The organism is Promicromonospora sp. MEB111 (assembly GCF_030209445.1).
Taxonomy (GTDB): domain Bacteria; phylum Actinomycetota; class Actinomycetes; order Actinomycetales; family Cellulomonadaceae; genus Promicromonospora.
On the sequence record NZ_JARVSD010000022.1, the window covers coordinates 64389 to 77967 of the forward strand.

The 13579-nt window shown below is 73.2% G+C and carries 11 protein-coding genes; 9 read left to right on the forward strand and 2 right to left on the reverse strand.

Going from position 1 to position 13579, the window contains the following annotated elements:
• Positions 1–29: 29 nt before the first annotated feature.
• From nirB to QRN56_RS24260, 4 genes are read left to right on the forward strand one after another with little or no spacing between them, the layout of a single operon-like run.
• Positions 30–2654 carry a nitrite reductase large subunit NirB gene (gene nirB, locus QRN56_RS24245; protein ID WP_285107631.1) on the forward strand — a complete coding sequence of 875 codons (2625 nt, stop codon included), beginning with the start codon at positions 30–32 and terminating at the stop codon, positions 2652–2654.
• Positions 2651–3076, forward strand: a complete 426-nt coding sequence (gene nirD, locus QRN56_RS24250; RefSeq protein WP_285107633.1) for a nitrite reductase small subunit NirD — start codon at positions 2651–2653, stop codon at positions 3074–3076. The genes nirB and nirD overlap by 4 nt, the downstream gene beginning before the upstream one ends.
• On the forward strand, positions 3073–3894 hold the full coding sequence (gene cobA / locus QRN56_RS24255; RefSeq protein ID WP_350224607.1) for a uroporphyrinogen-III C-methyltransferase: 822 nt from the start codon (positions 3073–3075) through the stop codon (positions 3892–3894). Before nirD ends, cobA begins: the two co-directional genes overlap by 4 nt.
• A gap of 52 nt (positions 3895–3946) precedes the next feature.
• The gene (locus QRN56_RS24260; RefSeq protein ID WP_285107707.1) at positions 3947–5038 is read left to right on the forward strand and encodes a uroporphyrinogen-III synthase; all 1092 of its coding nucleotides are present in this window, start codon (positions 3947–3949) and stop codon (positions 5036–5038) included.
• 106 nt (positions 5039–5144) lie between these two features.
• Here the strand turns inward: QRN56_RS24260 and QRN56_RS24265 are convergent, their stop codons facing one another.
• Together QRN56_RS24265 and QRN56_RS24270 are read right to left on the reverse strand one after the other, a co-directional pair.
• Entirely contained in the window at positions 5145–5642 is a 498-nt protein-coding gene (locus tag QRN56_RS24265; protein WP_285107635.1) for a GyrI-like domain-containing protein, read from the reverse strand.
• A 29-nt stretch (positions 5643–5671) separates the two neighbouring features.
• Positions 5672–6271, reverse strand: a complete 600-nt coding sequence (locus QRN56_RS24270; RefSeq protein WP_285107636.1) for a TetR/AcrR family transcriptional regulator — start codon at positions 6269–6271, stop codon at positions 5672–5674.
• A gap of 107 nt (positions 6272–6378) precedes the next feature.
• On the opposite strand from QRN56_RS24270, the gene QRN56_RS24275 reads away from it, so the two are divergent.
• From QRN56_RS24275 to QRN56_RS24295, 5 genes are all read left to right on the forward strand, one after another.
• Complete coding sequence (locus QRN56_RS24275) at positions 6379–7287, forward strand: class I SAM-dependent methyltransferase (RefSeq protein WP_285107638.1); 909 nt, start codon at positions 6379–6381, stop codon at positions 7285–7287.
• A 73-nt stretch (positions 7288–7360) separates the two neighbouring features.
• Positions 7361–9214 carry an RNA polymerase sigma factor gene (locus tag QRN56_RS24280; protein WP_285107640.1) on the forward strand — a complete coding sequence of 618 codons (1854 nt, stop codon included), beginning with the start codon at positions 7361–7363 and terminating at the stop codon, positions 9212–9214.
• An 86-nt stretch (positions 9215–9300) separates the two neighbouring features.
• A complete protein-coding gene (locus QRN56_RS24285; protein ID WP_285107642.1) occupies positions 9301–11049 on the forward strand; it encodes an RNA polymerase sigma factor in 1749 nt (582 codons plus the stop codon).
• 75 nt (positions 11050–11124) lie between these two features.
• Entirely contained in the window at positions 11125–11700 is a 576-nt protein-coding gene (locus tag QRN56_RS24290; protein ID WP_285107644.1) for a sigma-70 family RNA polymerase sigma factor, read from the forward strand.
• The gene (locus QRN56_RS24295; RefSeq protein WP_285107645.1) at positions 11697–13445 is read left to right on the forward strand and encodes a hypothetical protein; all 1749 of its coding nucleotides are present in this window, start codon (positions 11697–11699) and stop codon (positions 13443–13445) included. Before QRN56_RS24290 ends, QRN56_RS24295 begins: the two co-directional genes overlap by 4 nt.
• Positions 13446–13579: the final 134 nt, after the last annotated feature.

Consider the following 13579-nt stretch of genomic DNA (forward strand, 5'->3'; position numbering starts at 1 on the left):
GCGAAAAACCCGCGACCTACGGTCAAGACATGGTCAATTCCGGCAATCCTCAGCACCTTGTGGTGATCGGCGGTGGCATGGTCGCGCAGCGGCTCGTCGAGGCGCTGCGCGCCCGGGACGACGCCGGTCGCTACCACGTCACCGTCTTCGCGGAAGAGCCCCGCGCGCCCTACGACCGCGTGGGCCTGACCCGCTGGTTCGACGAGGGCCCCGAGGGCATCGCCCTGGGCGACCCGGCCCTGTGGGCGGACCCGCTCGTCACCCTGCACACCGACCGCAAGATCGAGTCGATCGACCGCGCGGCGAAGACGGTCACCGACCGCCTCGGCCACGTGCACCGCTACGGCGAGCTGGTGCTCGCCACGGGTTCCAGCGCCGCGATGCCGCCCATCCCCGGGAACGACCTCCCCGGCGTCTTCGTCTACCGCACCATCGACGACGTCGCGGCCCTGCGCGGCTGGGTCGAGGAGAAGCGCCGGAGCTACCCCGAGGGCAAGCCGGTCCGCGGCGCCGTCATCGGCGGTGGCCTGCTGGGCCTGGAGGCCGCCGGGGCCCTGACCGCGCTGGACGCGCAGGCCACCGTGATCGAGTTCGGCACCCACCTCATGGGTGTCCAGGTCGACCTCGGCGGCGGCCACGCGCTGAAGCGCCTGATCAACGGCAAGGGCATCGGCGTCCGCGCGGAGACCGCGACCAGCCAGATGAAGCCCCACCGGCGTACCGGCCACGTGGGCCGCCTGGACTTCGCCGACGGCGGGCGGCTCGACGTCGACGTCGTCGTGGTCGCCACCGGCGTGCGCCCCCGGGACGAGCTCGGCCGGGCGGCCGGGCTGCCGATCGGCGAGCGCGGCGGCGTCGTCGTCGACCTGACCTGCCGCACCGAGGACCCGCACGTCTGGGCCGTCGGGGAGGTCGCCTGCATCGAGGGACGCTGCCTCGGCCTGGTGGCGCCCGGCAACACGATGGCCGAGGTGGTCGTGGACCGGCTGCTCGGCGGCCTGGCCGAGTTCCCCGGGGCCGACACCGCGACCAAGCTCAAGCTCTCCGGTGTCGACGTCGCGTCGTTCGGCGACGCGCACGCCCGCACCGAGGACGCCGTCGAGGTGGTCTGGGCCGACCCCGTGGCCGGCGTCTACAAGAAGCTCGTCCTGTCCGACGACGCCCGCACCCTCCTGGGCGGCGTCTTCGTGGGCGACGCCGGACCCTACGCCAGCCTGCGCCCCATGCTCGGGGCGGAGCTGCCCGGCGACGACCCGAGCGCGTTCCTGCTCCCGGAGGGCGGCGGCTCCGCCCCGGGCCTGGAGCTGCCGGACGACGCCAACGTCTGCTCCTGCAACAGTGTCTCGGCGGGCACCATCCGCGGCGCCGTCACCGAGCACCAGTGCACCGACGTGCCGGGCGTGAAGGCCTGCACCCGGGCCGGCACCACCTGCGGCGCCTGCCTGCCGCTGGTCAAGAAGCTCGTGGACACCGAGCTGGAGCGCGCGGGCATCGAGGTCAGCACGGCCCTGTGCGAGCACTTCGAGATGTCCCGCGCCCAGCTCTTCGACGCCGTCCGGGTCGCCGACCTGCACTCGTTCAGCGACATCGTGGCCCGGTTCGGGAGCGGCACGACGGCGGACGGCGCGGCCGCCACCGCGAAGGGCCGCGGCTGCGACATCTGCAAGCCCGTCGTAGCGTCCGTCCTGGCGAGCCTCGGCAACGGGCACATCCTGGCCGGCGAGCAGTCGACGCTCCAGGACACCAACGACCACATGCTCGCCAACCTGCAGAAGGACGGCACCTACTCGGTGGTGCCCCGGATGCCCGGCGGCGAGGTCACGCCGGAGGGGCTCATCGTGGTGGGCGAGGTCGCGCGCGACTTCGGGCTCTACACGAAGATCACGGGCGGCCAGCGCATCGACATGTTCGGCGCCCGCGTGGAGCAGCTCCCGGACATCTGGCGCCGGCTGGTCGACGCCGGCTTCGAGTCCGGGCACGCCTACGGCAAGTCGCTGCGCACCGTGAAGTCGTGCGTCGGTTCCACGTGGTGCCGGTACGGCGTGCAGGACTCCGTGGGCATGGCCGTCGAGCTGGAGCTGCGCTACCGCGGCCTGCGCTCGCCCCACAAGCTCAAGATGGGCGTGTCCGGCTGCGCCCGCGAGTGCGCCGAGGCGCGCGGCAAGGACGTGGGCGTCATCGCCACGGACAAGGGCTGGAACATCTACGTGGGCGGCAACGGCGGTCAGACGCCGCGGCACGCGAAGCTGCTCGCGGAGGACCTGACGTCGCAGGAGCTCCTGCGCACCATCGACCGGTTCCTCATGTACTACGTGCGCACGGCCGACCGGCTGCAGCGCACCGCGCCGTGGATCGAGGAGGTCGACGGCGGCCTGGACGGCGTGCGCGAGGTGATCATGGAGGACTCGCTCGGCATCTGCGCCGACCTGGACGCCGCGATGGCCCGCCACGTCGAGAACTACGAGGACGAGTGGAAGGCCGTGCTGGAGGACCCGGAGAAGCTGCGCCGGTTCTCCTCGTTCGTCAACGCCCCCAACGACGCCGACCCGTCGCTGGCCTATGTGACCGAGCGCGGCCAGCGCCGTCCGGCGACGTCGGCCGAGCGCGCGTCCGGCGTCGTCATCGCAGGCCCGAAGCTGGAGGTACGAGCATGAGCGTCAACGAGCTGGCGGAGACCCGGGTGGCTGGGGAGCCGACCGCCCCGAGCCGTTGGGAGCGGGCCTGCCTGCTCACCGACCTGTTCCCCGAGCGGGGCGCGGCGGCGCTCTTCGGGGACGTCCAGGTCGCCCTCTTCCGCCTGCCCGACGACGCCGCCTACGGCGGCCACGCCGGGCGGGTGTACGCCGTGCAGAACCTGGACCCGTTCTCGGCGGCCAACGTGATGTCGCGCGGGATCGTCGGCACCCGCGGCGGCGAGCCCACGGTGGCTGCGCCGGTGTACAAGCAGGTGTTCTCCCTGGCCACGGGCGCGTGCCTGGTCCTGGCCGACAAGACCCCGAAGGACGACCTCCCCGCGGACCTGGTGACCTACCCGGTCGAGGTCCGCGACGGCGTGATCCACGTGGGCCTCCCGTGACCGGGCGCGTGACGCTGGTCGGGGGCGGGCCCGGGGCGCCCGACCTGCTGACCGTGCGGGCCTGGCGCGCGCTGCAGGCGGCCGACGTCGTGGTGGCCGACCGGCTCGGCCCCGTCGAGATCCTCGCCGAGCTCCCGCCGCACGTCCGCGTGGTCGACGTCGGCAAGGAGCCCGGCCGGCACCCCGTGCCGCAGGAACGCATCAACGAGCTGATCGTGGAGCACGCGCTGGCGGGCGCCCACGTGGTACGGCTCAAGGGCGGCGACCCGTTCGTGCTGGGCCGCGGCGGCGAGGAGGTGCTCGCGTGCGCCGCCGCCGGCGTGCCGGTCGAGGTGGTCCCGGGTGTCACCTCCGCCGTCGCCGTGCCGGGCCTGGCCGGGATCCCGCTCACCCACCGCGGGGTCACCACGGGCTTCCACGTGGTCTCGGGCCACTGCGCCTCGCCCCCTGACGTGTCAGACGCACAGATCACCCCAGGGAACCGTGCGTCTGACACGTCCGGGCCGCTCGACGGCGCCGCACTCTCCTGCGTGCGCGACGGCACGGCTACGCTTGTCGTACTGATGGGGGTGCGGTCCCTCGGCGCGATCGTGGCGCAGTGCCTGGCCGCAGGCGCGGATCCCGGGACTCCCGTGGCGATGGTGGAGAACGGTTCCACGCCGGAGCAGCGTGTCACGCGGGCCCGTCTCGACGAGGCGGCCGACGTGGCGGCGGCCCGTGGTGTCCGGTCGCCCGCGGTCGTCGTCATCGGCCACGTGGCCGCGGCTGGGCTTCTGGAGGGCACGAGTGAGCGACGTCTGGCAGGTGCCGGTGTCTGACGTCGCAGCGCCCGCCCACGCCCAGGCCGCCCACCCGACGCTGGGCCAGGTCATGGCCGGTGCGACCGTGCTCGTCACGGCCGAGCGCCGGGCTTCCGAGCTCGCCGCCGCCCTGGAGCGGCGCGGCGCCACGATCCGGCACGCGCCCGCCCTCAGCATGATCCCGCACGTCGACGACGAGACGCTGATCGCCGCGACCCGGGCAATCGTCGCCGCGCCGCCCGACGTCCTTGTGGTGACGACCGGGATCGGGTTCCGCGCCTGGATCGAGGCCGCCGACGCGCACGGGCTCGCCGAGCCGCTCCTCGGCATGCTCACCGGGATACGGCTCGTCGCGCGCGGGCCCAAGGCTCGCGGCGCGATCCAGGCCGCCGGTCTGCAGGCCGACTGGGTGGCCGAGTCGGAGACGTCCGCCGAGGTGGCGGAGGTGCTGCTCAGCGAGGGTGTGCAGGGGCTGCGCATCGCGATCCAGCACCACGGCGCGGGCGCCGACGGGCTGGACGACGTGTTCGAGAAGGCCGGCGCGCAGGTCGCGAGCCTCGTCGTCTACCGCTGGGGCCCCGCACCGGACCCGACGGCGGTCCGCGACTCCGCGCACGCGGTGGCCGACGGCGAGATCGACGCCGTGGTCTTCACGTCCGCTCCGGGCGCCGAGGCCTGGCTGCAGGCCGTCGAGGCGGAGGGCCTGGTCGACCGGGTCCGCGCACGGTTCGCCGACGGCGGCACGGTCGCCGCCGCCGTGGGGCCGGTGACGGCCAAGCCGCTGGAGCACCGCGGGATCGTGCCGCTGCAGCCCGAGCGCGGGCGGCTCGGCGCGCTCGTGCGCGCACTGGTGGGGCACTACGAGCACATCGAGTCCGTGGCACTGAGCACGGTCGCCGGGTCGTTGGTGATCCGGGCCCGCGTGGCGGTGCTCGACGGCAAGGTGCTGCCGCTGTCCCCGACAGGCGTCGCGGTGCTGCGGCTGCTCGCGGCGGCGGAGGGCGACGTCGTGCCGCGTGAGGAGGTGCTCGCCGCGCTGCCGGGCGACTCGCAGGACACCCACGCCGCCGAGGTCGCGATCGCGCGGCTGCGTGAGGCGGCGGGCCGCCGCGACCTGATCCGCACGGTGGTCAAGCGGGGCTACCGCATCGAGCTGGCCTGACGGTCGCTGAACCTGCGCGCTCCCCTTCGAGGCCTAAGTTTCTTCGCTTTGCGGCCGTTCAAAGCGGAGAAAGTCGGGTCTCGAAGGGGACCGGCCGCCCGCGGAATCAGTCGGCCAGCTTGAAGGCGAGCTCCGTGTCCCACTGCGCCATGTCCGGCTGCTCCGCGGGGTCGGTGAGGTAGAACTCGAACCGGCCCGCCCACGCGTCGCCCGAGTCGGTGTCGCGCCGGTCGAACGTGAGCCCCTCCGCGGCCGCCCACCGCAGCAGGGCGCCGGTGGCGTCGACCAGGCCGTCGGGGTGGCCGTGATGGACGGTCGTCACGTAGTGACCGGCCGGGATCGTGCTCACGGCGACGTCGCCCGCGGAGGTGAGCGCGGCGCCGTCGGGCACCGGGAAGCCGACCTCGACGACGAGGTCGGCGGCCATGTCGATCACGTGGTACCGGAAGTACGGGGCGCCGGCGGGGTGCGAGCCGCGCTCGGCGAGCCAGCCGGCGATCTCGGGGATGCGGTCCGCGATCCTCGCGATCTCGGTCATCGGCACGGTGTCCGTGATGCCGGCCGTGGGGGTCTCGGGGCGTGTCTCGACGCGGTAGGTGCTCATGGGGTGCGGACCACCCGGGTCGGCGGAACTCATCGGTCCGGTGACCGCAGCGCCCCCACCAGGACGGACTCGACCACCTCGCGCACCGCGGCCTCGTCGGGCAGCGCGCCCAGCTCGCCGGCGAACATCAGGTGCCCCGTGCCCACGACCGTCATCGCGAGGTAGCGGGGCTCGGGGGTCGGGGCCACGCGCCCGTACGACTGCTCGGCCGTCAGGTAGGTCGTCAGCGCCCGCGTGATCTCCACGAGCAACGGCAGACCCTCGGGCGACGTCTCGCGCAGCCGCCGGCGCAGCTCGTCGCGGGCGGTGACGAGCGCGACGACGGCGAGCGCGACGTCGTCGAGCGTGGCGGCCAGGTACCCCGACACGTTGCCGACCACCGTGCGGGAGCCCGCGGCGGCGACCAGTCGTTCGCCGACCTCGTCGGCGCGCTGGATGCGGGTGCGCACGAGCGCGGCGAGGAAGTCGTCGAAGTCGGCGAAGTGGCGGTGCAGCACGCCCTTGGCGACGCCGGCCTCGTCCGTCACGGCGCGGCTCGTCAGCGCCGTGGCGCCGCCCCTGGCGAGCAGCCGTTCCGCGGCGGCCACGAGCTGGGCGCGGGGGTCGTCGAGCGCGACTCCGGTGGGCACGGGCGCCTCCTCCTGTTCCGGCCGTGCGCGGGTCGCGGGGATGGTCCGCGACCGTTCGGGCCGTAGCAATGTTGCCTGAGTGGGCATGTGCCCACTAGCGTGGGCGCATGCCCACTTCAAGAGTGCCCGACGGCGTCAGCACCGCCCACCTGCACCGTGGTGCGGCCGAAGGCTTCGGCGCCGACGCCGAACGCTACGACCGCACGCGCCCGGTCACGCAGCGGCCGGTCGCCGACGCGGTCCTCCGGTACCTGGCCCACGACGGCGGCCGGCTGGGTGAGCGCGCCGCTCCTGGTGCTCCCGATCGTCAGGATGCCGCCGTGCCCGGCGCAGCCGGCGTCCGGCTGCTGGACGTGGGGATCGGCACGGGGCTGTCCGCCCTGCCGTTCCGCGCCGCCGGAGCGGAGGTGCTGGGCGTCGAGGCCGACGCGCGCATGGCCGCCGTGGCCCGGGCGCGGGACCTGGCCGTCGAGGTGGCGCGGTTCGAGGAGTGGGATCCCGCGGGTCGCACGTTCGATGCCGTCGTGTCGGGCATGACGTGGCACTGGGTGGATCCCGTCGCCGGAGCCGTCCAGGCTGCCCGGGTGCTGCGCGAGGGCGGCGTGCTGGCCGTGTTCTGGCACGCCGCTGACCTGCCGCCCACCCTCCGTGCGGCGATGCACGAGCTGTACTCCGGTGCGCTGGCGGGCACCCCGGGGGCAGCCATGTACGCCCCGGGGCGTACGGCCGCCGACGGGTATGAGGTGATGCTCGACCGTGCCGGGTCGGGCCTGGAGGAGGCGGGCGGGTTCGCCGGTCCGGAGCGCTGGCGGTACGCGTGGCAGCGCAGGTACGGCGTGGACGAGTGGCTCGACCAGGTCCCGACGTCGGGCGGCTTCGCTCGACTGCCTGAGGCGGTGCAGCACGCGGTCCTGGACGGCGTCCGGTCCGTCCTGTCCCACGACGAGGCCGTGGTCGACGGCACGTTCACGGTGGACCACACCACCGTCCTGCTGGCGGCCCGGCGTAGGTTCTGACAGCTCGGCGGTCCGGACTCAACCTTCTGCGTCCTCCGTCCGTTACGGGCAGCAGGACGAGAGGAGCGCTGGCATGGCGCGGTGGGAGGAAGAGCTCGCGGAGCTCGTGGTGCGGCGCGGTGGTGCGCTGGTGGGGTACGGGTACTCGCTCACGCGGGACAAGGCGCAGGCCGAGGACCTGGTGCAGGACGCGCTGGTCAAGGTGTACTCGCGGCTGCGCCGTCCGCCGTCGGTGGTCGGGCAGACGCAGGTCGACCTGGACCAGCCGGAGCCGACCAACGCCGAGGGGTACGTGCGTCGTGCCATGCTGACGATCTACCTGGACGGGTACCGCAGGCGGAGCCACTTCGCCGGGTTCAAGCACCTCCTGGCCGACGACGAGCACACGCCCGGCGCGGACCGGGTCGCCACCGCTCGGGTCGACGTGGGCGTGGCCCTCGCCCGCTTGTCCCCGCGGCAGCGCGAGGTGGTGGCGCTGCGCTACTTCGAGGACATGACGATCCCGCAGATCGCCACGGCACTCGGCCTGAACCAGGGCACGGTCAAGCGGCACCTGTTCGACGCGACGGCGGTGCTGCGCCAGGCGCTCGCCGAGGTCTCGGTGCCCGCCATGGACACCGATCTGGACGATCGGGTGGGCACCGTGGTGGGCGCGACGCGCCGGCGCCGGGTGACGAAGGTGGCTGCGGTGGCGGGAGTGTCGATGGTCCTGGCCGTGGTGCTGGCCCTGAGCGCGTTCGCGGTCAAACCGTGGATCCGGTCGGAGCCGCTGCCCGCGGAGGACAGGATCGAGTACACGCCGGGGTACGTGCCGGTCCAGTGGTCGGCCGGCACAGGCGTCTACTGCGGCATGCCCGTCGAGGAGCTCCTGGCGATGGACACGGGCACCTTCGACGTCGAGATCAGCGGCGACCTGGTGCCCGACCCGCAGGGCACCCAGACGTTCTGGAGCCTGCCGGTCACGGTCTCGGGCGAGGTACCGGAGGGCGTGTTCGACGGTGACTTCAACTCGATGACCTATCCGCTGATCGTCTGGGCGCACGAGGGCCGGATCGTCGACCTGCCGAGCTACTGGCGGGAGGCGGCCAATGTCGAGGCACCCGGGGCACTGGTCGACCACGGCACCTGGACCGGGTCCGCGTCCGCCGACAACGCGTCGACCTGCCGCGCGGAGACCCTGGTGGAAGGAGAATCCGCCATGGACAGCTACTACGACAACGAGCGCGCCGGCGGGCGGTACGAGCTGATCGCGATCGTCGGCGATCCCGTTCGGGCTGACGACCCGGAGGAGGACGCGAAGCGCCTGCTCGTCAGCGACCCGGTCACCGTCGACCTGGACAGCGGCGTGGCGCCGGCGCCGGACTACCCGGCGGCGTCCACCGACTGCAGCGGCGCCGCGTACGCCGGGCGGGAGCTGGTCGCGCCGGGCGTCACGGACGGGGTGCGGGCCGCGGCCGCACGGCTGTTGGAGGCGGTCACGACCTGTGACGAACGGCTGGTCGTGGAGCTGGCCGGCGTGAATCTTGATACCGCGCCGACACCTGAGCAGGACGACCTGCTCGTCAACGAGGTCTTCGCGCTCCCGGAGTCCGGGGGCAAGACGCCCTATGCGACGGTCGCGCGGCTCCTGACCGGGACCCAGCCGGTCAACCGGGACGACAGCGAGTCCTCGACCTGGCCCCGGGTGGCCACCTTCACCAAGAACGAGGCCGCGTGGCAGGAGGCGGTCGATGCTGGTGTCGTCAGCGCGGAGCAGGCCGCCGTCGATCGTCCCGCCGGGAAGTACTCGGGCTGGCAGCTCAACATCCAGGACCACATGCGGGAGGGGCCGACCTGGTCGACCTTCTACGAAGGCGACGACGAGTGGTGCTCGTTCGTGGACGTCGGGCTCGATCCGGAGTGCACAGAGGTTGGGCCGCGCCCATGAGGTTCCGCGAACTGCCCGCGCATCGCCATCATCGTTCTCGCGTTCCCGCCCGTCAGGGAGGATGAAAGCGAGAGGGGGCGTCACCGATGGCGCAGTGGGAGAGCGAGCTCGAGGAGCTCATGGCGCGGCGCGGCCGCGCGCTGGTCGGGTACGGGTACACCTTGTGCCGGGACCGGACGCAGGCCGAGGACCTGGTGCAGGACGCACTCGTGAAGGTGTTCTCGCGTCTGCGCCGCCCGCGCGGCATGGCGGACGACGGCGGGCAGGTCGTGGACCTGGACCAGCCCCGGCTGACGAACGCGGAGGCGTACGTGCGCCGGGCGATGCTGACCATCTACCTGGACGGCTACCGACGGCAGTCGAGCTGGACGGGCATCAAGCACCTCCTGGCCGACGAGGACCGCGCGCCCGCGGCGGAGCGTGTCGCGACGGCACGGGTCGACGTCGCGGTGGCGCTGGCCCAGCTCTCGCCACGGCAGCGCGAGTCGGTGGTGCTGCGGTTCTTCGAGGACATGACGGTGCCGCAGATCGCGCAGACCCTCGGCACGAGCCAGGGGACGATCAAGCGGCACCTGTCCAACGCGATGGAGGTGCTGCGCGGCTCGCTCGCGGAGATCACCGTGCCGGAGATGGACACGGCGCTGGACGAGCGGCTGGACGTGGTCTCGGGCCTGGTGCGCCGCCGGCGCGCGGTGAAGGTGGGCGCGCTGGGTGGTGCCTCGCTGGTACTGGCTGGCCTGCTGGCGATGGCGGCGCTGGGGGGGCCGTCGCGGCTCCTGTCCGAGCCGGTGGTTCCGGCCACCCAGAGCCCGGAGGTGTCGAACGCGGCCGTCGGTGGCTGGGCGCCGATGCAGTGGACCGACCAGGGCCCCCAGTACCGCTGCGGCATGGAGGTCACGGAGCTGACGTCCACCTCCGACACGGTGGAGCTGGAGCTGACCGGCGACCTGACGGTCGACGGGTACGGGCTCACCGCGCAGGTCCGCATCACCCGCACCGACGCCGAGGGTCCGGCGATGGACGGCGGTTACCCCATGCTGGTCTTCGCCCAGAACGGCCAGGTGGTCGACCTCGGGGCGGGCTGGCACGAGGGCGGTTACCCGCTGCCCGGCGCCGGAGAGTCGCAGGACGACGTCGCCGAGGCGGCCGCGGCCACGGCGTGCGGCGACTGGACGGTGGGCATGATCTCGGAGACCTTCCTGGAGCCGCGCCCGGCCGGCACCTACGACGTCTACGCGGTCATGCCGTGGGCCGACGGCGACGGGACGAGCGGGATGGCCGTCAGCGAGCCCGTCACCCTGGAGGTGCCGGAGGTCGACGTACCTGCCGAGGAGCCGCTGACGGTCGACATCCGTGACGGTTACCAGCCCGGGTGGCTGGAGGGCACCCGCCTGGCGTGCGGCGCCCACGCGTCGGACATCCCGCAGGGCCCGCACGTGCCCGCGGAGCGCGGGAACCTGCGGCTCTCGGCGGACACCAGCGGCGGGTCCCTCACCCCCACCGAGGTGACGGCCACGTTCGAGGAGACCGCCGGCAAGGCCGTCGACACCACCCGCACGCCCGTCACCCTGGTCTGGCTCAGCGCGGGCCGGGTGGTCGGGGTGGGCCGGGACGTCTGGTCGGAGCCGGCGGAGGACCTCCGGGTCGACGCCGGGGGCGACACCTCCGTCGTCGTCCCCGTCGAGCCGGACACGACCTGCCTCACCGATCCCGCGGAGGGGTTGCCGGACGGCGGCTACACCCTCTTCGCCTTCACGGAGCTCGACCCGGCGTCGGACGGCGAACCGCAGTACCTGGCCACGGAGGCGTTCGCCGACTACTACATCGGCGAGTGACCAACGAAACCTCCGGACGGCGCGTCATGTGGGTTGTGGAGACGATGACAGCACACACGCACCGGGGAGGTGGCCATGGCGGTATGGGAGAACGAGCTCGATGAGCTCATGAGGACGCGCGGCAGCGCGCTGGTCCGCTATGCCTACATGCTCTCCGGCGACCGCGCCCTCGCCGAGGACCTGGTCCAGGACGCACTGGTGAAGGTCTACTCGCGGCTCCGCCGCCCCGGCCGGGGCGGCGGGGTGGGCGTGGCGGTGGGCAGCCGGGCGCACGACCTCGACTCACCGTTCACCAACGTGGAGGGCTACGTGCGGCGGGCGGTCCTGACCATCTACCTGGACGGCTACCGCAAGCGGCAGCGCTGGTCCGGGATCAAGCACCTGATGGCGGACGACCCCAGCACCCGCGGCGCCGACCAGGCGGCGTCGGCACGGGTCGACGTCATGACGGCGCTCGCCAAGCTCGGCGCCCGGGAGCGCGCCTGCGTGGTGCTGCGCTACTTCGAGGACATGACGGTGCCGCAGATCGCGGACGCCCTGGGCACGGCACAGGGCACGGTGAAGCGGTACCTGTCCGACGCGACCAAGAACCTGCAGGAGATCCTGCGCCCCGACGACTTCCGACCCGCCGAAGGGAGGGCCGCCCGATGAGCCTCGACGACCTGAACGACCGTTCCGACCAGAACGACTTCCTGAGCGGCGCACTCCATGGCGCCGCCGACGCGATGCCCGGTGGGGAGGTGGACGACTTGCACGTCTCGTTCGGTGTGGTGCGCGACCGTGTACGACGCCGTCGTGCCGCGAAGGTCGGCAGCCTCGCCGGCGCCAGCCTGGTGGTGGCGGGCGTGCTCGCCTTCGGCGTCACGCAGACGCCGATGTGGGACAGCGCCGACCCGGTGCTGCCGGGGTCGCCCACCGAGATCGTGGCCCCGAACCGGTCCGCGGACCCGACCAGCGAGCCGTCCCCGTCGGGACCGCCCGCGACGAGCGTGATCCAGGACGGGTACCAGCCTTCCTGGATCCGTGACCTGGGCGCCGGACTGGAGTGCGGCATGCCGGTGGCGGACCTGGAGACGACGGCGGCCGGCTGGTCCGCCGAGTCGATCGGCGACATCTACTCCGTGACCTCGGAGCAGGGCGGCGAGCCCTCGACCACGTGGGGCATGGCGGCGACGGTCGCGGGGACCGACGGGTCGCTCGACGTCCCGCCGGTACTGGTCTGGAGCCAGGACGGTGTGGTGGTGGACCTGGGGACGAACGTCTTCGGGGCGCCGGTGCTCCGCGAGCCCCTGGTGGGTTCCGCCGGGGACGCGACCGAGGCCCAGGGCGGTGCGTTCACCACGTGCGCGCCTGTCGAGACCGAGACCGTCGACAACTTCGCGACCCCCCTGCCCGAGGGCGACTACGAGGTGCGGGTGGTCGCCTTCCCGCAGCTCGCGTCGGGCCAGTGGGCGACGGCGGTGAGCGAGCCGGTCGACGTCCGCCTCGACGCCGACGGCGCGCACAGCCCCACCGGCACGCGCGGCGGCGCCGCGACGATCGAGCCCCCGGAGCCCGTCGAGGGCGAGCTGTCGCGCTTCGTGCTGGACCGCAGCACGGACTGGGTCTCTGCGCGGCTGACACAGTTTGGGTACATCACGACCGGCACGCCGGTGATCACCGCCGAGTGCGAGAGCACCAAACCCGGGGACGTGGTGTCGATCGAGGTGCTGCTGCACTCCGGCGAGTCGTTCATGTCCTTCGACATCCCCTGCGACGGCGAGCGGTCCGTCTCGGATCCCGTGGTGAGCGGCGCCGAGGAGGTCGTGGACCTCCGGCTGGCGAGCGTGCCCGACGGCGTCGCGCGGTTCTGGGCGACCCTCGCCCCGAACACCGGCGGCAGCGGCGGGAGCGGCGACACCGGCGGCGAGGCCGCCGGCGACTGCTCCGCGGACGGTCTCGACCTGGCCTACGACCCGGCGAGCTCGCCGAGCGAGGGGGCCGGGGCAAAGGCGGAGGCCATCGTGGACGCGGCGCTGGCCTGCGACTCCGACCAGCTCATGGGCCTGGCGAACCAGGACGGCACGGAGCTCATGTTCACGACCGAGACGGCGGAGCAGACGTTCGCCCTGCCCGACACGGACACGCAGCACTACGCGACGCTGGCCCGGCTCCTGACCGGCACGGTCGGCGCGGTCGCCGGCGAGAACGGGGGATACCCGACTGTCGTGTGGCCCCGGGTCTCGACCGAGGAGTTCCGCGACTCGGACGAGGCCTGGCAGGAGGTGGTGGACGCGGGCCTGCTCACGCAGGAGCAGGCCGATGCCCAGCGGGCCGACACCACCTTCGGGTACACCGGCATGGTGATCGGCATCGGCGAGGACGGCACCTGGCGGTACTACTCCGCCAGCGACTGACCCAGCCGTCGTCGGACCCTGACCAGGCCGCGCCGGAACGGCCGGAAGATCCCGGCCGAAAAAGTTCGGCCCGCGTCCCAACGGTTCCTGCGCCCCGCTCGTATGTGGGTAAGAGCGGGGCGCAGGACCCGCAG